Source organism: Paraburkholderia kirstenboschensis, from assembly GCF_904848585.1.
In the GTDB taxonomy this organism is placed as follows: domain Bacteria; phylum Pseudomonadota; class Gammaproteobacteria; order Burkholderiales; family Burkholderiaceae; genus Paraburkholderia; species Paraburkholderia kirstenboschensis.
Genome location: NZ_CAJHCR010000008.1, coordinates 1 through 21,339, shown reverse-complemented (window position 1 = coordinate 21,339; position 21,339 = coordinate 1). Strand labels below are relative to the sequence as shown.

Below are 21,339 nucleotides of genomic sequence, written 5' to 3'. Positions count from 1 at the left end.
TTCATGGCTGATTCCAACCAGACTAAAAAGCCGCTGCGCAGCCAGGCGTGGTTCGGCCTCAAGGACCGCGACGGTTTTCTGCATCGCTCGTGGATGAAAAACCAGGGCATTCCGCACGACGAATTCGACGGACGCCCGGTAATCGGCATCTGCAATACGTGGTCGGAACTGACGCCCTGCAACGCGCATTTCCGCGAGCTCGCGGAATACGTGAAGAAAGGCGTGCATGAAGCGGGCGGCTTGCCGCTCGAGTTTCCGGTGATGTCGCTCGGCGAAACCAATTTGCGACCGACGGCCATGCTGTTTCGCAATTTGGCGTCGATGGACGTCGAGGAATCGATTCGCGGCAATCCGATGGACGGCGTGATTCTGCTCGTCGGCTGCGACAAGACCACGCCTGCGCTGTTGATGGGCGCGGCGTCGTGCAACCTGCCCTCGCTCGCGGTGTCCGGTGGACCGATGCTCAACGGCCGGTTCCGCGGCAAGCATATCGGCTCGGGCACGGGTGTGTGGCAGATGTCCGAGGAAGTGCGCGCCGGCTCGATGACGCAGGAAGAATTCACCGAAGCGGAGTCGTGCATGAACCGCTCGCGCGGCCACTGCATGACGATGGGTACGGCCTCGACGATGGCTTCGATGGTCGAATCGCTCGGCATGGGCTTGCCGCACAACGCCGCGATTCCCGCAGTCGACGCACGACGCCAGGTGCTCGCGCACCTGGCCGGCCGACGCATCGTCGACATGGTTCGCGAGGATCTGACGATGGATAAGATTCTCACGCGCCAGGCCTTCGAAAACGCAATCCGCACGAACGCAGCGATTGGCGGCTCGACCAACGCCGTCGTGCATCTGATCGCGCTCGCGAAGCGCATTGGCGTAGAGCTTTCGCTCGAGGACTGGGAGCTCGGCTCCAACGTGCCGTGTCTCGTGAATCTGCAACCGTCGGGCGAATACCTGATGGAAGACTTCTACTACGCGGGCGGTCTGCCGGCGGTGCTCAAGCAAATGGGTGAGCAAGGGCTGCTGCATCGCGAGGCGCTTACCGTGAACGGCAAGACCATCTGGGACAACGTGCGCAACGCGCCGAATCACGACGAGAAGGTCATCACCACCTTCGCCGAGCCGTTCAAGCCGAAGGCTGGCATTGCGGTCCTCAAGGGCAACCTCGCCCCGAATGGCGCGGTGATCAAGCCGTCGGCGGCCACTGCGGAACTGCTGAAGCACCGAGGCCGCGCGGTCGTGTTCGAAAACATCGAGGAGCTGCACGCGAAGATCGACGACGAGTCGCTCGACATCGACGAAAACTGCATCATGGTGCTCAAGGGCGCGGGTCCGAAGGGTTATCCGGGCTTTGCCGAAGTGGGCAATATGCCGTTGCCGAAGAAGGTGCTGCAAAAAGGCATTACCGACATGGTGCGCATTTCCGACGGACGCATGAGCGGCACCGCGTACGGCGCGGTGGTGCTGCACGTGTCGCCCGAAGCAGCTGCGGGTGGCCCGCTCGCTTTCGTGCAGACCGGCGACATGATCGAGCTGGATGTCGAAGCGCGGCGCCTGCACCTGGACGTAAGCGACGACGAACTCGCGCGCCGGCGCGCCGCGTGGCAGGCGCCCGAGTCGCCGAAGCGCGGTTACTACAAGCTCTATGTCGAGCATGTGCTGCAAGCGGATCAGGGCGCGGATCTCGACTTCCTGGTCGGCTCCAGCGGTGCGCCCGTGCCCCGCGACTCGCACTGAGGAGCGGCGCGAGTCGTTCTGAACAGTTAAACGGTTGTTCCTGCGCTTTGCGAGAAGGCGTACTGCCGATGCGGCTTGAGATAACCGCATCGGCTTTTTTTCGCCCGTTACGCCAGCACGTCGCACAAAATAAAAATCGGTTGGACATTTTGAAATGTCCAACCGATTTTTTTAGTCACAAGCTCACCGTCTCCGGCTTTTAAAGCCAGAGATTTCACGTAAGCGCGCATCGTTCCGGCGTTCTGCCGAAATGTCTGCGAACCCGGCGTTCTATAAGATCATTGCTTGATGAATCGATCGTTCGCCCAGAGGCCTTGTGTGTCGCTATTGCTGGCATTCACGAACTCGAAGTCGTGACCGACGACACGCACGACGCGGAAGCTCGAATTCTCCGGCGTCGAAACGCATTGATACCCGGAGAAGAACTCCTGCATTTTCTGCTGTTCACCGGCTTGCGCATGCTCGTTGACGGCGTCCAGTTTGTCTTTCGACAAGCAGCCGTACGAGTTGGCTTTGAACTGAATGGTTTGCTGCGGCTTGATCATGACGTCTTGCGCCTGAACGCTTGCGGCAGCCAGACTTGCAACGGCGAAAACAAGGGCGAGTCGAGTTTTCATATGTTCCTCCGGGTGCGGGCCGAATGCTCAGGTTAGCTATGTATTTAACTCCATCGTCTAGCCCGCACCTTGCACTTTAGGAGAACGCGAGAGAACCACAAGCACATCTTGTGTGCGGTCGCAACAGCGGCAGATTGTCGCACCGTGCGCGGCGTCCAGCCAACGGTCCCGTTGCGCATGAAAGAGGTGGAATTACGAGGGATTACTAAAGGACTCCGCCTGCGGGCCGCTCTAGCCAGTAACGCTTTGCGAGGCGCATTAGCGTTAACGCGATATTCGATTTAAGCGATTTATTAGGAACTGCAACTACCCTTGGTGCATTGCACACAAAGTCATTTCACCGACTGAATAAACCCGTCGATATAACGGTGTAAATGCAGAAGATAAACGATGCCAGGCATCGCTCTGCCTTATGCGTCGCAACTGGCGGGCAGATGGCCGACTTTGCGGGTACGTGCGGTGCTCTACAATAAACACCATGGAACGTGAGAACGGAGGCCGCCGTGATCGAGAATCTCATATTGGGCGTTTTTCTCGTCCTTCCGCTGCTGATCGTCGCGTTTCTTTTCTCCGACGAATTGTGGCAAGAACACCGGCATCTGCATGACACGCGCCCCATGCACGCGGGACCGCGGCGTCTCGACTGGCGTCATCCGCTGCGCCGCTCGCGGCATCGGCTGTAACGCGGCGCTCGTGCCGTTCCATTAACGCACCGCACGAGCGCAGCTTTCCACCGCAGATCGCGGCTCAATCCGCTCGCCAGTGGGCGCGAATGCGTTTGGCCAGCGCTTCCAGTGTGTCCGCGTCCGCGACGTCGCGCGCATGCATGCGTAACGGCTGACCTTCCCAGCGCGGAATCACGTGAAAGTGCACATGCGGCACCGTCTGCCCGGCAGCCGCGCCATTGAACTGGCCGATGAACACACCGTCTGGACGCAACGCCGCCCGCACGGCAACGGCAAGCTTTTGCGTCATGCGCATGCATGCCACAGTCGCCGCGTCCGACAGGTCGAAGATCTCGGCAGCCGCTTCCTTCGGCACGACGAGCAGATGGCCGTCGGCTTGGGGCATCAGGTCCATGAAGGCGAGCGCGGCATCGGTTTCCGCGACCTTGATGCACGGTAGTTCGCCACGCAAAATCTTTGCGAAGGGATTGCTGTCGTCGTAGTTCATCGCTTTTTCTCCTGATTCCTGTTGCACGCTTTTCGCGGGTAAGGCTTGACGCCCGCTGTCGTGCCTATTGTCGGCCATCTCTGTTACAGCAGCGCGCCGCTTCGGCGGAAGCGAGGCGCGGTGACGCGTCAGCGCCAGTCGGTCGCGACGTCGTCCGGATCGGTCAGCGTCAATCCAGACGACGGCAATGGCAGCGCCGTCTTATAACGCACCTGTTTAAGCGCAAAGCTGGAACGGATGTTGGAAATGCCGGGAATCTTCGTCAAATGATCGACGATAAAGCGCTCCAGAGTCTGCATGTCGGGCATTACCACGCGCAGCAGGTAGTCGGCGTCGCCCGTCATCAGATAGCACTCCATCACCTCCGGGCGCTCCGAAATGGCCTGCTCGAAACGCTGCAGCGCGTCCTCCACCTGTTTTTCCAGGCTCACCTGAATGAACACGTTGATGCGTAGCCCGAGCGGCTCCGGGTTCAGCAGCGTGACCTGCTGCTTGAAAAGACCGAGCTTTTCGAGCGCGCGCACGCGGTTGAAGCACGGTGTGGGCGAGAGATTCACCGAGCGCGCCAGGTCGGCATTGGTGATGCGCGCGTTCTGCTGCAACTGGCTCAGAATGCCGATGTCGATGCGATCGAGCCGTCTGGTTGGCGAGGTCATAGATTAAATATTCCGTGAGCAAGGCGAAATCCGGAATAAATAGCCTATCGCAGCGAGCGATAGCAAGCAAATGAGACGCTCATTTTGCAGACTCGTAAGTACCATTACCTCACTCGATCTTGAACCGAACGTGTCGATGCGGGAGTGGTGCCATGACGGATTTGTCCAGCGGTAACGAGCAGGTGCGGTCCCTCGGCGTTGAGCGCACGGAGCCGGCGGACGCCGATCCGCAGGAGACAGCCGAGTGGCTGGAGGCGCTCGACGCTGTCGTCGAACACGTGGGCCGCGAGCGCGCGCAGTTTCTGTTCGACCGGCTGGCGAGTCACGCGGTGTCGCTCGGCGTCGAGTCGGCGCGCACCAACGTCACGCCATACCGCAACACGATCGCCGCCGAAGATCAGCCGCGCTATCCGGGCAATCTCGAACTGGAGGAGCGGCTCGCCGCCGCGCTGCGCTGGAATGCGCTCGCGATGGTGGTGCGCGCGAACAAGGCGTACGGCGAGCTCGGCGGGCACATCGCGAGCTATGCGTCGGCGGCCGATCTGTTCGAAGTCGGCTTCAACCATTTCTTTCGCGCGTCGATGCCGGGGGCGGGCGAGGGCACGGGCGATCTCGTGTATTTCCAGCCGCATTCGTCGCCCGGTGTGTATGCGCGCGCGTATCTGGAAGGTTTTCTCTCCGAAGAGAATCTGCGGCATTACCGTCGCGAGATCGGCGGGCCCGGGCTGTGTTCGTATCCGCATCCGTGGCTGATGCCGGACTTCTGGCAGTTTCCCACCGGCTCGATGGGCATTGGACCGATCAACGCGATTTATCAAGCGCGCTTCATGCGCTACCTCGCGAACCGCGGCCTCGCGCCCACCGGAGGCCGCAAGGTGTGGGGCTTTTTCGGCGATGGCGAAATGGACGAGCCCGAGTCGACCGGCGCATTGTCGCTGGCCGCGCGCGAAGGGCTCGACAACCTGGTGTTCGTTATCAACTGCAACTTGCAGCGTCTGGATGGTCCGGTGCGCAGCAATGGCCGGATCATCGACGAACTGGAGGCGCATTTCGTCGGAGCCGGCTGGAACGTGATCAAGGTGATCTGGGGTTCGGACTGGGACGCGCTGTTCTCGCGCGACCGCAGCGGTGCCTTGCTGCGCGCGTTCGCGAATACCGTCGACGGCCAGTTCCAGACTTTCTCCGCGAACGACGGTGCGTACAACCGCGAGCGCTTCTTCGGCCAAAACCCGGAACTGGCCGCGCTCGCCGCGCAGTTGAGCGACGAGGATATCGACCGCTTGCGGCGCGGCGGTCACGACGTGCGCAAGCTGCATGCGGCTTACGCAAAAGCGCTCGGGCATAGCGGCCAGCCGACCGTGATCCTCGCAAAGACGATGAAGGGCTTCGGCATGGGCACGGCTGGCCAGGGCCGCATGACCACGCATCAGCAGAAGAAGCTCGATTTCGACGACCTGAAAGCGTTTCGCGACCGCTTCCGTCTGCCGCTCACGGACGTGGACGTCGAACAGCTGAAGTTTTACAAACCCGCGGAAGACAGCCCGGAAATGCAATACCTGCATGCCCGCCGGGCCGCTCTCGGAGGCTATCTGCCCAGAAGGCGGAGAGTCGCATCGGAGGGGCTGATCGTCCCGCCGATGTCCTCCTGGAGCCAGTTCGCGCTCGATTCCAACGGCCGCGAAATGTCCACGACGATGGCGCTCGTGCGCATGTTGACCGCGCTGCTAAAGGACGCCGGGCTCGGTTCGCGCGTCGTACCGATTGTCGCCGACGAGGCGCGCACCTTCGGCATGGCGAACATGTTCCGCCAGGTCGGCATCTACTCGCCGCTGGGCCAGCTTTACGAGCCGGAAGACCTCGGCTCGATGCTGTACTACCGCGAGGACACGCAAGGGCAGATTCTGGAGGAGGGCATTTCGGAAGCGGGCGCGGTATCGTCGTGGATCGCGGCGGCGACGTCGTACAGTGTGCACGACCTGCCGATGCTGCCGTTCTACATCTATTACTCGATGTTCGGTTTCCAGCGGATTGGCGATCTGATCTGGGCGGCGGCTGACCAGCGCGCACGTGGTTTCCTGATCGGCGCGACGTCGGGCAAGACGACGCTCGGCGGCGAGGGCTTGCAGCATCAGGACGGCACGAGCCATCTGGCGGCATCGACCATCCCGAATTGCCGCGCGTACGATCCCGCGTTCGCTTACGAAGTCGCAGTAATCGTCGACGAAGGCATGCGGGAGATGGTCGAGCGGCAGCGCGACGTGTTCTATTACGTCACGGTGATGAACGAGAACTACGCGCAGCCTTGTGCGCCAGGCGGCGATGTGGCCGCAGTGCGCGAAGGCATTCTGAAGGGCATTTACCCGCTCGCCGCTCGTGCGGAAAAAGGCGCGAGGGCGCAGATTCAATTACTTGGCGCCGGTGCCATTCTCGGCGAGGTCATCGCCGCGCAGCGCATGCTGAAGGACGACTGGCAGATCGACGCCGCAGTGTGGAGCGTGACCAGCTTCAGCGAATTGCAGCGCGACGGCATGGCGGCAGAGCGGCTCGCGCGTTATGGCGAGGCGTCGTCGCAAGAGCCTTACGTCGCGCGAGTGCTCGGCGAGTCAGACGGGCCGATCGTCGCGGCAACGGATTACGTTCGCGCCGTGCCCGAACTGATTCGCGCATACGTGCCGCGCCGCTACGTGACGCTGGGTACGGACGGTTTCGGCCGCAGCGATACGCGCGAGGCGTTGCGCGAATTCTTCGAGGTGGATCGCAAGGCAATCGTCATGGCCGCGCTCAAAGCGCTGACAGACGAGGGCGCGCTTCAAGGGGACGTGCTGGGCAATGCGCGCCAACGGTATTACGGCGATGCGCCGGTGCAAGCAGCGTCGTGGCAGCGTTGATCCAGGACCTGCCGATGGCGGTAGTTACACAGGTAATGTGTCGTTACCACTTGCAGCATCTATTTCTACGCGCGTAGCCGACAATTCGTTCCATGCCTGAACGGCGGGAGCGAAAAATGAAAAAGTTAGCAGTGGCATTGGTGATGGTGGGCAGCTTGAGCGTCGCGGGACAAGCCTCGGCTCATGGCCATAGCGGCGGTGGCGGCGGCGATGTAGTCGGCGCGCTGATCGGCGGCGCGGTGCTGGGCGCGGTGGTGACTTCAATATTGAATCCTGCGCCCGCTGTGGCCTATCAACAGCCGGTCTATGCGCAACCTGTCTATGCACAGCCGGTGTATCAGCAGGCACCGGCTTACGCGGGCCCGCCGCCGGGCTACTGCTACGACCAGTATCAGCGCGGTTATGTGGCGTGCGGAGCGCCGCAGCAGCAGTACGAATATGGCGAGTCTGCGCCCCGGTGGTAAGTAGTAGGCGCGCCATGACTGCGCGCAGACAGAAAGGCCGTCGCTCACTGCGACGGCCTTTTGTTTTGACGCCGCAAGGCGCCGCCCTCAGTGCCTGTGATGCAGCCACTCGGCGTAATGCGTATCGAGCCAGCGCTCGAGCTTTTGCGGTCCCGCCTTGTGATGGTAGCGTGAGGCCGCCCAGATTGCCCCGCCGACCAGCACCATCACGGTCGGCCCAAGCAGGTAAGCGATCAACGATTCAGACATGGCAGCCTCCACGAAAAGGTTGCATCGTTGCTCCAGTGTAGGCGATCAGTCGCAGGAGAGAAGCGCCGCGTGAAGGGATGGCTCGGCTTGGCGCTTTCGTGCTCGTGACGATGTATTAATAACCTCGTGAACGATGCACGTTTTCTTTGCGGTGCGATGGCTTGGAGGGTGGCGGTGCGTCTTTGTGTACCTAAAAAATGGCGGGCCGCGACCCTTCACCTTTCCGCTGGTCTTCTCGCTTGATCAGCCCGCGCTAACCGCTCTTTTCCGCGCCGCGTCGAGCTCGGCATCGACGAAATCCGCCCACTGCTGCGCGATTTGCCGCTGCTCGGCCGGATCGCATTCGGGCTTGGCTCGCGACTCGCTTTGTCGCGTTTGCGCTGATGTTTTGTCCGGTTGTGCATGCTCGATCATCTCGCGCAGATGCGCCGACGCCGTTCGACGGAAGTCATGAAGAACGAAATGCTCGACTTCCAGGCCAAGCGCCTTCACCGCCTGGTTGAGCGTGCTCTTTGCAATCGGCCGGTCGTCGCCCCTCGCGCTCGGAAAGACAAAGGTCCTGCTTGCTCGCGTGCGATGCAACTCTTGCAGCATCGCCACCGCTTGCCGAGGCAGGTAGACGATCCGATCCGTATCTCCGTGCAGACGCGCAGCGGAGATGCGCCACAGCGCACGGTCGAGATTGAACTCGTCCCACGTCGCCTCCACGAGGTCCGATTTGCGTACCATCGTCAGTACCAGCAGGTGCAGCGCCATCTTGAGCGGCCGGCGGATGCTCGACGTTTCGATCGAATGCAGCATCGTGCCGATCTCCTCGCCGGACAGCACGCGAGTGCGGCTCTCGAAGGTGGCGATGGAGCGCGCCGGCACGACTTCCGCCGGGTTCGCGGTCGCAAGTTGGCGGGCGATCAGATACTCGTAGAGACGCTTGATGACGTTGCGGGTGTGCAGCGCCATTTTTGGCGAGCCGCGGCTTTTGATTGCGTCGCAGATAGCGACAACGTGCTCCGCGGTCACCGCCTTGACCCGCATGCCGCCGATTGCGGGCAACACGTCTTTGTCGAGTGCGCGCCGCGTGGTGCGTCGATATTCGTCCGATTTCCCGGCCATTTCGGTCGCCATATAGAGCTCGGCTGCTTCACGCAGAACCTCGGCTTTAGCTTCGGCCCCGCGGTCGCGGCGCGCAGTGGCGACGGGCGAAATGCCTTGCGCGACGAGCTCGGCGTACTTCTGCGCCTTGGCTCGGGCGACGCGCAGCGAAATCATCCGGTAATCGCCGATGGTCGCAAGCGGCTGGCGCTTGCCGTTCAGCGAATAGCGGAAGCGCCAGACCTTGGTGCCCGTGGTCATCACTTCGATTACGAGGCCGTTGCCGTCGGCGACGCTGTAGCGGGCGGCGCGCGGTTCGAGTGCGCGGATCTGGGATTCGGTGAGTGGGGCGGCTAGGCGGGGCATGCTGTAGTGGCTGGTACGCGACGGAGCGAGTTTAAACTGTCTGCGTTTGTGTACCAAGAGGACGTGGCGCGATTGGTCCACAAAGCACGTTGATCTGTTTCGCCTATAAAGCGCGGATGCCCTGTGTTAGATGGTCTTATCGCGTTCCAAGGCGCCTCGAATGCGCACCTCTATTTACCAATACAAAACCTGCTGAAAATCACTCCCAACAGATCGTCGGAACTGAACTCGCCAGTGATCGAGTTGAGTTGGTCCTGCGCGAGACGCAGTTCCTCGGCGAAAAGATCCAGCGCCTGCGAGTTCTGATCGGCATGCGCGGCGGCCGTCATCAGATGTTCCTGCGCCGCGCGCAACGCAATCAGGTGACGCTCGCGCGCCAGGTAGACGCTCTCGGCGCCCGCCTGCCAACCGGCGATGCGCAGCAGTTCGTCGCGCAACAAGCTCACGCCGTCGCCTTGTTTCGCCGACAGCCGGACTTCGCTAAGGTCGGAATCGGCGTCGAGCGCGCGAGCCTCGGGCGGCAAGCCGACCAAGTCCGTTTTGTTCAGCACGCGCACGACCGGAACGCCAGCCGGAAAGCGCCCGGCGATGGTTTCGTCTTCCACCGTCATGCCCGTGCGCGCATCGAGCAGATGCAGCACCACGTCCGCGCGCTCGATCTCGCTCCAGGTCCGCGCAATGCCGATTTTCTCGACTTCGTCTTCGGTATCGCGCAAGCCGGCGGTGTCGATTACATGCAGCGGAATGCCCTCGATCTGAATGGTCTGGGCAACCTTGTCGCGCGTCGTGCCCGCAATCGGCGTGACGATGGCGAGTTCAGCGCCGGCAAGTGCATTCAGCAGCGACGATTTGCCGACGTTCGGCTGGCCGGCCAGCACCACCGACAATCCCTCGCGCAGCAGCGCACCTTGCCGCGCTTCGGCGAGCACGTGCGCGAGGCGTTCGCGAATCCGCGCGAGCTTGCCGCGGGCGTCGGCGGCTTCGAGGAAGTCGATTTCTTCTTCGGGGAAGTCGAGCGTTGCTTCGACCAGCATGCGCAGCGTGATTACTTCTTCAACCAAAGCGTGGATGTCGCGCGAGAACGCGCCGTCGAGTGAACGGCCCGCTGAGCGCGCCGCGGCCTCGGTGCTCGCTTCGATCAGATCGGCCACCGCTTCAGCCTGCGCGAGGTCCAGCTTGTCGTTCAAAAACGCACGGCGGGTGAACTCGCCGGGCTCGGCAAGCCGCAGACCAAATCCGCGCCCCGCGTCGATGCAACGTTGCAGCAGCAGTTGCAGCACGACCGGCCCGCCATGGCCTTGCAACTCGAGCACGTGCTCGCCGGTGTACGAATGCGGCGCGGGAAAGTAAAGCGCAATACCGCGATCGAGCGCGTTGCCGCCATCGTCGAAAAAAGGCACGTAACTCGCGTGACGAGGCGCGAGCGCCTGCCCGGTCAGCGCATGCATCAGCGGCTGCGCCGCGGCCTCGCCCGCGCGTCCAAATGAAATGCGCACGACGCCGATGCCTCCCCGGCCGGGCGCGGTGGCAATGGCGACGATCGGATCGGAATCGGTGGTCAGCATGAGTGAGGCGGCGAAATCGGAAGAGTGGGGCGGGGCGGCGCGGCGCGGACATCTCGGGCGCGCCGGGCATTGTAACGCGGGCCATAAGCCGGGTCGGTCCGTGCGGCGCCTGTCCGTCCGATCGCGCTTCCGAGTCACCGTTGAGATTGATCCTAAACAAGCTACGATTTTTACTTTTTAGCTAGGACAGATACAGACTCAGCGAGAGCACTGCGCGGCGGGGACGCACGCCCCGCATAGAAAAGTCGCAAAAAATGACATTGCGCTGAATCGCCGTCGCATTGCGGCAATCAAGCTAAAATTATCTCAAATACGTTCAACATGAGCCTGGTCAGTTGTCAACTGGGAGGACGCTGAATTGCACAATCTGGCCCATGCCAACCCCGAAAGAAAAAGCTGCCTTCTCGAAGAGGCTGAAGGAAACATTGGAGCCGCTGAAGATTCGCGGCGGGACCAAGCTCGCCGAACAGTTCAACCTTCGCTATCGCGGTGACCGTCCGGTTACTCCGCAAACCGCGCACAAGTGGCTCACGGGTACGACGATTCCAAAGCCCGATAAGTTGCGCACGCTGGCCGAGTGGTTGAACGTGAAGGAGCATTGGCTGCACTACGGACCTTCGCCCGGTGCGAGCGCCAGACCGATGGCCCGGGGCGAGAAATATCCGCCGTCGCAGGAAACGATCGAACTGGCTTCGAAGATCGAGTCGTTGACGCCGAAAGACCGCTTTCTCGTCGAAGAAATGATTGTGCGCTTCTACGGTGAGGATACCGAAGAAGAGTAGCGGATGCGCCGTCTGCCCACGCAGCTCGCATGAAAAAGCCGCCCGGTTCGTTCGAACCGGGCGGCTTCGTTTTTGCGGGCGAGTCGGCTCGCCGTCAGCGCTGGCGGCGCGCGGCATTTTTGGTCCGCCGCGCGCCGCTTCAGGCAGGCATCAGGCCGGCTTGGCCTTCGACTGACCCATCATGCGCGTGATGTAGTACTGCTGCGCGATCGACAGCACGTTGTTCACGACGTAATACAGCACCAGACCGGCCGGGAAGAAGAAGAACATGACCGAGAACGCGATTGGCATGAACATCATCATCTTCGCTTGAACCGGGTCAGGCGGCGTCGGGTTGAGCTTCGTCTGCAGGAACATGGAAACAGCCATTAGTACCGGCAGGATGAAGAACGGGTCCTGCTGCGACAGATCGTGAATCCACAGAATCCACGGCGCGCCGCGCATTTCAACCGACGACAGCAGCACCCAGTACAGCGAGATGAACACCGGAATCTGAACCACAACGGGCAGACAGCCGCCGAACGGGTTCACCTTCTCGGTCTTGTAAAGCTCCATGAGCGCGGCGTTCATCTTCTGCGGATCGCCCTTGAAGCGTTCGCGCAGCGCCTGCATGCGCGGCGTGATCGCCTTCATGCGCGCCATGGACTTGTAGCTCGCGGCCGACAGCGGGAAGAATACCGCCTTGATCAGCAGCGTGAGCAGCACGATCGCCCAGCCCCAGTTGCCGACATAGCTGTGGATCTTTTCGAGCAGCCAGAAAAGCGGCTTCGCGATGATCGTCACCCAGCCGTAGTCCTTCACCAGTTCGAGACCCGGCGCGATGCCTTCGAGCATGCGCTCTTCTTCCGGACCGGCGAAGAGACGCGCGGACACGTCGACCGTCTGGCCCGGTGCGATGGCCGCAACCGGCTGCTTCACGCCGATGCGATAGAGCGTCGGATCGATCTTCTCGACGTAGATGTCGCGCTTCACGCCCTGCTGCGGAATCCAGGCCGACGCGAAGTAATGCTGCACCATCGCGATCCAGCCGTTGTCGGCTTGCTTCGTGAAGTCTTCCTTGTTTTTGTCGATGTCGCCGAACGTCATCTTCTGGAAGTGGTGCTGGTCGGTGTAGACAGCCGGGCCGATGAACGTGTGCGAGAAGCGCGGCGTTTCGACCGGCTGGTCGTCACGCACCAGTTCCATATAAACCGACGGGCTCACCGGCGCCGTGCCGACGTTCTGGATCTTCGTATCGACGCCGATCACATAGCTGCCGCGGGTGAACGTGTAGGTCTTGATGACCTTCAGTCCGCCCTTAACCGGCGACTCGAAGCTGAGCTGGAACGATTTGGCGTCGCCCGTCAGGTCGTGCGGCTGGTTGGGCAGCGGCGTGAAGACGTCGTTGTGATTCGGGAAATCGCCGCCGAGCAGACCCGTACGCGCCAGATACGTGTGATTGGCGGTGCGGTCGAATAGCGTGATGACGAGATCCGGCTGCTTGCCGTCGCCTTGCTTGACGAGCGACAGCTTCGACAGCGTGCCGCCGCGGGTGTCGATTTCGCCGTTATAGACGTCGGTGCTGAACTTGACGAGTTGCGATTGCGTGGCCGCCGGCGTGTTGGCCGGCGCTGCTGCGTTGGTGGCCGGCAAATCGGCGGGCTGGGTTCCCGGCGTCGTGGTTCCCGGTGCGGCGCTACCGACCGTCTTGGTCGGCGTGGCGCTCGGGAAGAACATCGACGGGCGTCCGTGGTCGCGTTGCCAGTTGTCGAACAGCATGACCGCTGACATGAAGAAGATGACCCATAGGACGGTGCGTTTGATATCCATGCGTTGTCTCAGTGTCGATGGAACGGCGCGTCAGCGCTTTTCAGAAGTGGGAGGCGGGACGAGATCGATGCCGCCCGCGGAAAACGGGTGGCAACGGCAAATACGCCTGGCGGCGAGATAAGTCCCGCGCGCGGCGCCATGATACTGGATTGCTTCGCGCGCGTAATCAGAGCAGGAAGGGTAAAAACGGCACCGGTTGCCGAGCATTGGACTCACGGCAAGCTTGTAAAAACGCAGTAAAGCGATGAGTACCGTTTGCATGGCTGATGCGGCCGGACGGCGCCGCGCAACGTGGAGTACCGGACAACACCCGCTGGCCAAGGCTGCCGCAGCTACGTCGGCCTGAGCGAAAAAGCGGGCGGTCACCTGAGCGTCATTCCGTCTTGGGCGCTTCCGCGGGCGGCGCCTGACGACGGGCAATTTCGCGTGCTGCCTTGTCGAGCAACGACTCGATTTCACTGCGGCACAGCGCCTTTAACGGCGGCGACGCGGCGCTCGGCAAAGCCTTCTTGTCGAAGCGCGTGTGCAGACGCAGCAGCACATCCCAACCGCCGAATTCCGCGCGACGCACCCGAAAGGCTTCACGCGCGATTCGACGTACCAGATTACGCGTAGCCGCGCGCGGCGCATACTTCTTGCCGATCACGAGGCCGAGGCGAGCCTGGTTGCCGGTAGGCCGGCCGTACACCACGAAGTGCGCAGTGCGGCGCCACGGGCGCAAACGAAAAACGGATGAAAATTCATCCGTTTTCAGTAGCCTTGCGGCTTTGGGGAAGGCGGCTTGCGCTCGCAACGGTACCGAGCCCTGCTGCGGCGCCTCTGCCGGTCCCGCTTCGCCACCGATCTCGCCCGGCACGGACAGAACGCGCAATCCGCTCGCCTGCCTTAGATGGCGAGGCGCTTGCGGCCCTTCGCGCGACGTGCGTTGATGACCTTGCGGCCGCCAGCGGTCTTCATGCGAACGCGAAAGCCGTGGGTGCGCTTGCGACGGGTAACGGAAGGTTGGTAAGTACGTTTCATGTTGCTCTCACTTGATCGAAAAATAACCGCGCGATCATCGCTGAAAGCGCAATGGCCGGAGGTCTACTGAATTGGTTTTCGCGGAACCCGCTATTTAAACTGGTTTTTCGTTGACCGTCAATACTTTAGCCCGTGCGGTCCGGGCGCGCGGTGCGCTTGCGCAGTTGATCCGTCCCTGTGGATAACTCCCTTTCGGCTCTCGTTTGGCGTTAGAATCTCGCCTTACTTCCCAAAAATGATGCACGCCGCTCCGGCTCGCTTGCCCCGCAAATCCCTTGTGGCACAGGCGCCTGGGGCTGTCACGCCTGGCTGCTTCGGGCCTTGTTGCGTGCGCGCGACGGGGGCAGAGGGCGAACCTCGTGCACACCATAACGACAGCAACTCGATGAACGAATTCTGGCAACACTGTTCCGCATTGCTGGAGCGTGAACTCACGCCCCAGCAGTACGTGACGTGGATCAAACCATTGGCCCCGGTCGCCTTCGACGCCGCTGCGAACACGCTCAGCATTGCTGCGCCGAACCGCTTCAAGCTCGACTGGGTCAAGAGCCAGTTCTCCGGCCGCATCGCGGATATGGCCCGCGATTTCTGGCAAACCCCGGTCGACGTGCAATTCGTACTGGACCCGAAAGCCGGCATGCGCGCCCCTGCGGCAGCCGCGCCGGCTGCGGCGCGTCCGGCTTCCGCGCCTGGTTCCATGGGCGGTAGCGCGGGCAATGGCGCTGCGGTGGACGCGGCCGTTGGCGCCGTGCAAGCGGCCCACGCCGCGCGCGCGAACGGCGCCAACAGCGCGATGGCAAACCTCAACGCCAACGCCCGCGCGGCAGCTGAACACAACGCAAACGCACGCGCCGCAGCCGAAGATTCCGCCGACCTGGACCTGCCGAGCCTCGACGCGAACGAAGCCGCGGCGGCACGCCGCACATGGCGTCCGGGCCAGAGCGCGAGCTCCAATGGCAACGGCGACAACGACTCGATGTACGAGCGCTCGAAGCTGAACCCGGTCCTGACTTTCGACAATTTCGTGACCGGTAAGGCCAACCAGCTGGCGCGTGCCGCGGCGATTCAGGTCGCGGACAATCCCGGCATCTCGTACAACCCGCTGTTCCTGTATGGCGGCGTGGGCCTCGGCAAGACTCACCTGATCCACGCAATCGGCAACCAGCTTCTGATGGACAAGGCCGGCGCGCGGATTCGCTACATTCATGCGGAACAGTACGTGTCGGACGTCGTGAAGGCGTACCAGCGCAAGGCGTTCGACGACTTCAAGCGTTACTACCACTCGCTAGATCTGCTGCTGATCGACGATATTCAGTTCTTTTCGGGCAAGTCGCGCACGCAGGAGGAGTTTTTCTACGCGTTCGAGGCGCTGGTCGCGAACAAGGCGCAGGTGATCATCACCAGCGACACGTATCCGAAGGAAATTTCCGGTATCGACGACCGTCTGATTTCGCGCTTCGACTCCGGCCTGACGGTGGCGATAGAGCCGCCCGAGCTCGAGATGCGCGTCGCGATTCTGATGCGCAAAGCGCAGTCGGAATTCGTGAGCCTGAACGAAGACGTCGCGTTTTTCGTCGCCAAGCATTTGCGCTCCAACGTTCGGGAGCTGGAAGGCGCGCTGCGCAAAATTCTCGCGTACTCGAAATTCCACGGCCGCGAAATCACGATCGAACTGACGAAAGAAGCGCTGAAAGATCTGTTGACGGTGCAGAACCGCCAGATTTCTGTGGAAAATATTCAGAAGACCGTGGCTGACTTTTACAGCATCAAGGTCGCAGACATGTATTCGAAGAAGCGGCCGGCTAATATTGCGCGGCCGCGGCAGATCGCCATGTACCTCGCGAAAGAGCTCACGCAGAAGAGCTTGCCGGAAATCGGCGAGTTGTTCGGCGGACGCGACCACACCACGGTGCTGCACGCGGTGCGAAAAATCGCCGACGAGCGCAGCAAGGACGCTCAACTGAACCACGAGCTGCACGTGCTGGAGCAGACGCTGAAAGGCTGAGCGGCGTCGACGGAAAAATCGACCTGTTTATTTCCTAACTCGCCCCCATTTTAGTGAGGCGGTTCCTTTTTCAGGCACAATACAGGTTTAACCGCCCGGCGGCCGCGGGCGGATTTCACGCCGTGACGGGCGCTGCGTGGCGCCGGCGGGGAGCTGCGGTGCGTGCCGGAAAAATGCCTAAAAGGGCTGAAAGGCGCGTGGGCCGTTATATCAACGAAGGAACTCTATGCAACTGGTCAAGACCGAACGCGATAACCTCCTCAGGCCGCTGCAAACCGTGAGCGGCATCGTCGAACGCCGCCATACGTTGCCGATCCTCGCCAATTTGCTGATTACCAAGAACGGCCCGGACGTGTCGTTCCTGTCGACCGACCTGGAGTTGCAGATCACCACGCGCGCCGATTTCGGCGTGGGCGGCGATTCGGTGGCGACCACGGTGGCAGCACGAAAGCTCCTCGACATTCTGCGTGCCATGCCCGACGGCCAGGTCACGCTCACGCTGAATGACAAGCGTCTGACGGTGCAATCCGGCAAGAGCCGCTTTGCACTGCAAACGCTGGCTGCGGACGAGTTCCCAACGGTTGCGCAAGCTAAAGACTACGGCGCGAGCCTGGTGGTTCCGCAAAAGACGTTCCGCCAGTTGCTCGGCATGGTCCATTTTTCAATGGCCCAGCAGGACATTCGCTACTACCTGAACGGCATGCTGCTGGTAGTAGACGGCGACCAGTTGATGGCAGTCGCAACCGACGGCCACCGCCTGGCGTTTTCGTCGATGAAGATCGAAGGCACGTTCGCGCGCCAGGAAGTGATCATTCCGCGCAAGACGATTCTGGAATTGCAGCGTCTGCTGGAAGATATCGACGACACGCTGAACATCGACATCGCGCAAACGCAGGTGAAGTTCACGTTCGGTCAGGTCGAACTGGTGTCGAAACTGGTGGAAGGAAAATTCCCCGACTTCCAGCGTGTGATTCCGAAGTCGCATAAGAATCAGTTCGTGATCGGCCGTGAAGAGCTGCAGCGTTCGCTGCAACGTGCGGCGATTTTGACGTCGGACAAATTCAAGGGCGTGCGCTGCATCATCGAGCCGGGCCAGTTGAAGATCATGTCGACCAACGCCGATCAGGAAGAGGCGCAAGAAGAACTGGAAATCGCGTACGACGGCGACAGCGTCGATATTGGGTTCAACGTCACGTATCTGCTCGACGTGCTTGCGAACCTGAAGGTCGACATGTTGCAAGTGAGCCTTGGCGATGCCAGCTCCAGCGCGTTGATCACGATTCCCGAGAACGACGAATTCAAATACGTCGTGATGCCGATGCGCATCTAACGCGTCCAAAAACCAGAACACACCAAGGGGCGCAGCGCCCCTTTGGCGTTTTTATGGCATTTTGAAAAGTCCCGAGCAGCAACCCAGCAGTAATGCAGAACCGGAAAAAATCCATGACTGAAACGAACAATACGCAACCCGACAACAGCTACGGCGCCTCGTCCATTCAGATCCTCGAAGGTCTGGAGGCGGTGCGCAAGCGGCCGGGGATGTACATCGGGGATACATCGGATGGCACCGGGTTGCACCACCTCGTGTTCGAAGTGCTCGACAACTCGATCGACGAGGCGTTGGCCGGGTACTGTAACGACATTCAGGTGATCATTCACGCCGACAACTCCATCTCGATCACCGACAACGGCCGCGGCGTGCCGACCGGCCTGAAGATGGACGACAAGCACGAGCCGAAGCGCAGTGCCGCCGAAATCGTGATGACCGAGCTGCATGCCGGCGGCAAGTTCGACCAGAACAGCTACAAGGTGTCGGGCGGCCTGCACGGCGTGGGCGTGTCGTGCGTGAACGCACTGTCCGCGTGGCTGCGTCTTACGGTTCGCCGCGACGGCAAAAAGCACTTCATGGAATTCCACCGTGGCGTGCCGCAGAACCGCGTGATCGAAGTGATCGACGGCGTCGCGGTGTCACCTATCCAGGTGGTGGGCGAGACCGAAAACCGCGGCACCGAAGTGCATTTCATGGCCGACGAGACGATCTTCGGCAACGTCGAATATCACTACGACATTCTCGCAAAGCGAATTCGCGAACTGTCGTTCCTGAATAACGGCGTGCGGATTCGTTTGACGGATCAGCGTTCGGGCAAGGAAGACGATTTCGCGTTTGTCGGCGGCGTGAAGGGTTTTGTCGAGTACATCAACAAGACCAAGAGCGTGCTGCACCCGACCATTTTCCACGTGAACGGCGAGAAGGACGGCGTGGGCGTGGAAGTGGCGATGCAGTGGAACGACAGCTACAACGAAAACGTGCTTTGCTTCACGAACAACATTCCGCAGCGCGACGGCGGCACGCACTTGACCGGCTTGCGCGCAGCGATGACGCGCGTGTTGAACAAGTACATTGCCGACCATGAAGTCGCGAAGAAAGCGAAGGTCGAGACGTCGGGCGACGACATGCGCGAAGGGCTTTCGTGCGTGCTGTCGGTGAAGGTGCCGGAGCCGAAGTTCAGCGCGCAGACAAAGGACAAGCTGGTGTCGTCCGAAGTGCGTGCGCCGGTGGAAGATGTGGTCGCGAAAGCGCTCGAGGAATTCCTGCTCGAGACGCCGAACGACGCGAAGATCATCTGCAGCAAGATCGTCGATGCAGCGCGTGCTCGCGATGCGGCTCGCAAGGCGCGTGAAATGACGCGTCGCAAGGGCGTGCTCGATGGCGTTGGTTTGCCGGGCAAGCTCGCGGATTGCCAGGAAAAAGATCCGGCGAAGTCGGAGATTTATATCGTCGAGGGTGATTCGGCTGGCGGGTCCGCGAAGCAGGGTCGCGACCGGAAGTTTCAGGCGATCTTGCCGCTGCGCGGCAAGGTGCTCAACGTGGAGAAAGCGCGTTATGACAAGCTGCTTTCTTCGGAGCAGATCGTGACGCTGATTACCGCGTTGGGTTGCGGTATCGGTAAAGAGGATTACAACCTCGACAAGCTGCGTTATCACCGCATCATCATCATGACCGACGCTGACGTGGACGGCGCGCACATCCGGACGCTGCTGCTGACGTTCTTCTATCGGCAAATGCCGGAGATGATCGAGCGCGGGTATATCTATATCGCGCAGCCACCGCTGTACAAAATCAAGGCGGGTAAGGACGAGCGGTATCTGAAGGATGAGAATGAGGTCAATGCTCATATCTTGAAGCTGGCGTTGCAGGGTTCGGAGCTGTTGCCTTCTGAGAACGCGACTGCGATTACCGGCGATGCGTTGGGCGAATTGGCACGTGCTTATCTGCTTGCGCAGGCGGTGGTCAACCGGTTGAGCAGGCTGTATGACGCTGGGGCGCTCGAGGCTGTGATGGATGGCGTTGTCATCGATCTCTCTAGCGAAGATGCGGCTGAGGCTTCTGCAAAAGCGCTCGAGGCTAAGCTGCGGGATGACGCGCTGAAGCCCGAAGTTACCGTTACGACGATGTATGACCCGGTGCGTGAATTGCGTTCGCTGCGCGTCGCGAGGACGCATCACGGCAATCAGAAGGTTTCGGTGCTGGACGAGGAGTTTCAGTTGACGGCTGATTATCAGCAACTGGTCAATACCGCTAATACGTTTAAGGGGCTAATTGGTCCGGGCGCGGTGATCAAGCGTGGTGAGCGGAGTATGGCTGTTAGCGACTTCAAGTCTGCGATGAAGTGGTTGTTGGCTGATGCTGAGCGGAATGTTTCCAAGCAGCGCTATAAGGGGCTTGGTGAGATGAATCCTGGGCAGCTTTGGGAGACGACTATGGATCCGGCTGTGCGTCGTTTGCTGAGAGTGCAGATCGAGGACGCTATCGCGGCTGATGGGATCTTTACTACGCTCATGGGTGATGATGTGGAGCCGCGTAGGGCTTTCATTGAGTCGAATGCGTTGAGGGCGGGGAATATTGATGTTTAAGGACCGCTGTAGATGAACCCATAACCTGAGAATTTTGGACCCATAAGTTGAGAAACTTATGGGTCTTTCTTCATTGATAGCTCGATTTATGGTGATTCGTGGTCAGGTCGTCGCCCGTTCCCGAATCTCTCCGCGAGCACCGGCGCAATCTGCGTCACCGCATAAACTAGGCGCAGATGGTACGACGATATGCAATTACGTCTGGGATAATGCTCCAAGCCCAATGACAACCTTTTCAGCATCGGAAATCCATGCTTACCGGCGAACTCAAAAACCAAATCGACGCCATCTGGAACGCCTTTTGGTCTGGCGGCATCTCCAACCCGATGGAGGTGCTCGAACAAATCACCTACCTGCTGTTCATCCGTCGTCTCGACGACACCCACACGCTGGAAGAGAGCAAGGCGGCCATTCTTCACCAACCCATGGCCAAGCGCATCTTCCCTGAGGGGCAGGACCCCAAAGGCCGGGACTACAGCGACCTACGCTGGTCGCACCTCAAGCACTTCGCCCCGGCCGAAATGCATACCGTGGTGGCCGAGCACGTCTTTCCCTTCCTGCGCACGCTGGGTGGCGATGGTTCCACATACACCCACCACATGAAGGATGCCCGTTACACAATCCCAACCGCCGCCTTGCTGGCCAAAGTGGTGGACATGCTCGACGCGGTGTCGATGGAAGACCGCGATACAAAGGGAGACCTGTACGAATACCTGCTGAGCAAAATCGCCGCTGCAGGCCAGAACGGTCAGTTCCGCACTCCGCGCCATATCATCAAGCTGATGGTGGAGCTTACTGCGCCTACACCTATGGACGTGGTTTGCGACCCGGCCAGCGGGACCTGCGGATTCCTAGTGGCGGCAGGTGAATACATTCGCGCACACTCCCCCAATTGTTGATTTGCACCGCGAACTGACCCACTTTTTGCATCTAGAATTGACCCACCCCTGATGCTCAGAAACATCATTCTGGTGCGTCGATTTCCTCCTCTTTTTGTCGTTTGG

The 21,339-nt window shown here is 60.8% G+C and carries 19 protein-coding genes; 9 read left to right on the top strand and 10 right to left on the bottom strand.

All coding sequences use genetic code 11. The features are described 5' to 3' along the window. The first annotated feature begins 3 nt into the window (after positions 1–3). Complete coding sequence (locus tag JMY24_RS20730; RefSeq protein ID WP_201702800.1) at positions 4–1,737, top strand: IlvD/Edd family dehydratase; 1,734 nt, start codon at positions 4–6, stop codon at positions 1,735–1,737. Between the two features lie 278 nt (positions 1,738–2,015). Here the strand turns inward: JMY24_RS20730 and sap1 are convergent, their stop codons facing one another. Further along, positions 2,016–2,354: a surface attachment protein Sap1 gene (sap1, locus tag JMY24_RS20725; protein ID WP_020067361.1), complete on the bottom strand. Its 339-nt coding sequence runs from the start codon at positions 2,352–2,354 to the stop codon at positions 2,016–2,018. A 503-nt stretch (positions 2,355–2,857) separates the two neighbouring features. Here sap1 and JMY24_RS20720 point away from each other — a divergent pair. After that, the gene (locus JMY24_RS20720) at positions 2,858–3,037 is read left to right on the top strand and encodes a hypothetical protein (protein WP_128588362.1); all 180 of its coding nucleotides are present in this window, start codon (positions 2,858–2,860) and stop codon (positions 3,035–3,037) included. 64 nt (positions 3,038–3,101) lie between these two features. Here JMY24_RS20720 and JMY24_RS20715 read toward each other — a convergent pair whose 3' ends face one another. Both JMY24_RS20715 and JMY24_RS20710 read right to left on the bottom strand, forming a co-directional pair. After that, positions 3,102–3,527, bottom strand: coding sequence for an HIT family protein (locus JMY24_RS20715; RefSeq protein WP_128596074.1), 426 nt, complete (start codon positions 3,525–3,527; stop codon positions 3,102–3,104). Positions 3,528–3,655: 128 nt separating this feature from the next. Then, a complete protein-coding gene (locus tag JMY24_RS20710; RefSeq protein ID WP_128596075.1) occupies positions 3,656–4,183 on the bottom strand; it encodes an Lrp/AsnC family transcriptional regulator in 528 nt (175 codons plus the stop codon). A 152-nt stretch (positions 4,184–4,335) separates the two neighbouring features. On the opposite strand from JMY24_RS20710, the gene mdeB reads away from it, so the two are divergent. Further along, positions 4,336–7,071 carry an alpha-ketoglutarate dehydrogenase gene (gene mdeB, locus JMY24_RS20705; protein WP_128596076.1) on the top strand — a complete coding sequence of 912 codons (2,736 nt, stop codon included), beginning with the start codon at positions 4,336–4,338 and terminating at the stop codon, positions 7,069–7,071. Positions 7,072–7,187: 116 nt separating this feature from the next. Further along, positions 7,188–7,535 (top strand): ecotin precursor, encoded by a 348-nt coding sequence (locus JMY24_RS20700; RefSeq protein ID WP_128596077.1) that lies wholly within the window; start codon positions 7,188–7,190, stop codon positions 7,533–7,535. 87 nt (positions 7,536–7,622) lie between these two features. Here the strand turns inward: JMY24_RS20700 and JMY24_RS20695 are convergent, their stop codons facing one another. From JMY24_RS20695 to mnmE, 3 genes are all read right to left on the bottom strand, one after another. After that, positions 7,623–7,784 (bottom strand): hypothetical protein, encoded by a 162-nt coding sequence (locus JMY24_RS20695; protein ID WP_164853631.1) that lies wholly within the window; start codon positions 7,782–7,784, stop codon positions 7,623–7,625. A gap of 243 nt (positions 7,785–8,027) precedes the next feature. Beyond that, positions 8,028–9,239: a tyrosine-type recombinase/integrase gene (locus JMY24_RS20690; protein ID WP_128596078.1), complete on the bottom strand. Its 1,212-nt coding sequence runs from the start codon at positions 9,237–9,239 to the stop codon at positions 8,028–8,030. A gap of 170 nt (positions 9,240–9,409) precedes the next feature. Beyond that, positions 9,410–10,804 carry a tRNA uridine-5-carboxymethylaminomethyl(34) synthesis GTPase MnmE gene (gene mnmE / locus JMY24_RS20685; protein ID WP_128596079.1) on the bottom strand — a complete coding sequence of 465 codons (1,395 nt, stop codon included), beginning with the start codon at positions 10,802–10,804 and terminating at the stop codon, positions 9,410–9,412. Between the two features lie 374 nt (positions 10,805–11,178). Here mnmE and JMY24_RS20680 point away from each other — a divergent pair, with 374 nt between their 5' ends. Next, positions 11,179–11,586 (top strand): transcriptional regulator, encoded by a 408-nt coding sequence (locus JMY24_RS20680; RefSeq protein WP_027776859.1) that lies wholly within the window; start codon positions 11,179–11,181, stop codon positions 11,584–11,586. A gap of 150 nt (positions 11,587–11,736) precedes the next feature. Here the strand turns inward: JMY24_RS20680 and yidC are convergent, their stop codons facing one another. The 4 genes from yidC to rpmH all read right to left on the bottom strand — a co-directional run bounded on the left by yidC (position 11,737) and on the right by rpmH (position 14,415). After that, entirely contained in the window at positions 11,737–13,395 is a 1,659-nt protein-coding gene (gene yidC, locus JMY24_RS20675; RefSeq protein WP_128596080.1) for a membrane protein insertase YidC, read from the bottom strand. Between the two features lie 30 nt (positions 13,396–13,425). After that, positions 13,426–13,656, bottom strand: coding sequence for a membrane protein insertion efficiency factor YidD (yidD, locus tag JMY24_RS20670; RefSeq protein WP_006050604.1), 231 nt, complete (start codon positions 13,654–13,656; stop codon positions 13,426–13,428). 112 nt (positions 13,657–13,768) lie between these two features. Beyond that, a complete protein-coding gene (locus JMY24_RS20665) occupies positions 13,769–14,266 on the bottom strand; it encodes a ribonuclease P protein component (RefSeq protein ID WP_236597467.1) in 498 nt (165 codons plus the stop codon). 14 nt (positions 14,267–14,280) lie between these two features. Continuing rightward, entirely contained in the window at positions 14,281–14,415 is a 135-nt protein-coding gene (rpmH, locus tag JMY24_RS20660) for a 50S ribosomal protein L34 (protein ID WP_004198824.1), read from the bottom strand. A gap of 385 nt (positions 14,416–14,800) precedes the next feature. On the opposite strand from rpmH, the gene dnaA reads away from it, so the two are divergent. The 4 genes from dnaA to JMY24_RS20640 all read left to right on the top strand — a co-directional run bounded on the left by dnaA (position 14,801) and on the right by JMY24_RS20640 (position 21,234). Further along, positions 14,801–16,420 carry a chromosomal replication initiator protein DnaA gene (gene dnaA / locus JMY24_RS20655; RefSeq protein ID WP_201702798.1) on the top strand — a complete coding sequence of 540 codons (1,620 nt, stop codon included), beginning with the start codon at positions 14,801–14,803 and terminating at the stop codon, positions 16,418–16,420. A gap of 226 nt (positions 16,421–16,646) precedes the next feature. Further along, the gene (gene dnaN, locus JMY24_RS20650) at positions 16,647–17,750 is read left to right on the top strand and encodes a DNA polymerase III subunit beta (protein WP_128584616.1); all 1,104 of its coding nucleotides are present in this window, start codon (positions 16,647–16,649) and stop codon (positions 17,748–17,750) included. A 113-nt stretch (positions 17,751–17,863) separates the two neighbouring features. Next, positions 17,864–20,335, top strand: coding sequence for a DNA topoisomerase (ATP-hydrolyzing) subunit B (gene gyrB, locus JMY24_RS20645; RefSeq protein WP_201702796.1), 2,472 nt, complete (start codon positions 17,864–17,866; stop codon positions 20,333–20,335). Positions 20,336–20,586: 251 nt separating this feature from the next. Next, positions 20,587–21,234: a type I restriction-modification system subunit M gene (locus tag JMY24_RS20640; protein WP_236597466.1), complete on the top strand. Its 648-nt coding sequence runs from the start codon at positions 20,587–20,589 to the stop codon at positions 21,232–21,234. Positions 21,235–21,339: the final 105 nt, after the last annotated feature.

Coding starts and splice junctions, on each gene's coding strand:
- JMY24_RS20730 (WP_201702800.1), top strand. CDS start 4: ATGGCTGATTCCAACCAGACTAAAAAGCCGCTGCGCAGCCAGGCGTGG.
- sap1 (WP_020067361.1), bottom strand. CDS start 2,354: ATGAAAACTCGACTCGCCCTTGTTTTCGCCGTTGCAAGTCTGGCTGCC.
- JMY24_RS20715 (WP_128596074.1), bottom strand. CDS start 3,527: ATGAACTACGACGACAGCAATCCCTTCGCAAAGATTTTGCGTGGCGAA.
- JMY24_RS20710 (WP_128596075.1), bottom strand. CDS start 4,183: ATGACCTCGCCAACCAGACGGCTCGATCGCATCGACATCGGCATTCTG.
- mdeB (WP_128596076.1), top strand. CDS start 4,336: ATGACGGATTTGTCCAGCGGTAACGAGCAGGTGCGGTCCCTCGGCGTT.
- JMY24_RS20700 (WP_128596077.1), top strand. CDS start 7,188: ATGAAAAAGTTAGCAGTGGCATTGGTGATGGTGGGCAGCTTGAGCGTC.
- JMY24_RS20695 (WP_164853631.1), bottom strand. CDS start 7,784: ATGTCTGAATCGTTGATCGCTTACCTGCTTGGGCCGACCGTGATGGTG.
- JMY24_RS20690 (WP_128596078.1), bottom strand. CDS start 9,239: ATGCCCCGCCTAGCCGCCCCACTCACCGAATCCCAGATCCGCGCACTC.
- mnmE (WP_128596079.1), bottom strand. CDS start 10,804: ATGCTGACCACCGATTCCGATCCGATCGTCGCCATTGCCACCGCGCCC.
- JMY24_RS20680 (WP_027776859.1), top strand. CDS start 11,179: ATGCCAACCCCGAAAGAAAAAGCTGCCTTCTCGAAGAGGCTGAAGGAA.
- yidC (WP_128596080.1), bottom strand. CDS start 13,395: ATGGATATCAAACGCACCGTCCTATGGGTCATCTTCTTCATGTCAGCG.
- yidD (WP_006050604.1), bottom strand. CDS start 13,656: ATGCAAACGGTACTCATCGCTTTACTGCGTTTTTACAAGCTTGCCGTG.
- rpmH (WP_004198824.1), bottom strand. CDS start 14,415: ATGAAACGTACTTACCAACCTTCCGTTACCCGTCGCAAGCGCACCCAC.
- dnaA (WP_201702798.1), top strand. CDS start 14,801: ATGAACGAATTCTGGCAACACTGTTCCGCATTGCTGGAGCGTGAACTC.
- dnaN (WP_128584616.1), top strand. CDS start 16,647: ATGCAACTGGTCAAGACCGAACGCGATAACCTCCTCAGGCCGCTGCAA.
- gyrB (WP_201702796.1), top strand. CDS start 17,864: ATGACTGAAACGAACAATACGCAACCCGACAACAGCTACGGCGCCTCG.
- JMY24_RS20640 (WP_236597466.1), top strand. CDS start 20,587: ATGCTTACCGGCGAACTCAAAAACCAAATCGACGCCATCTGGAACGCC.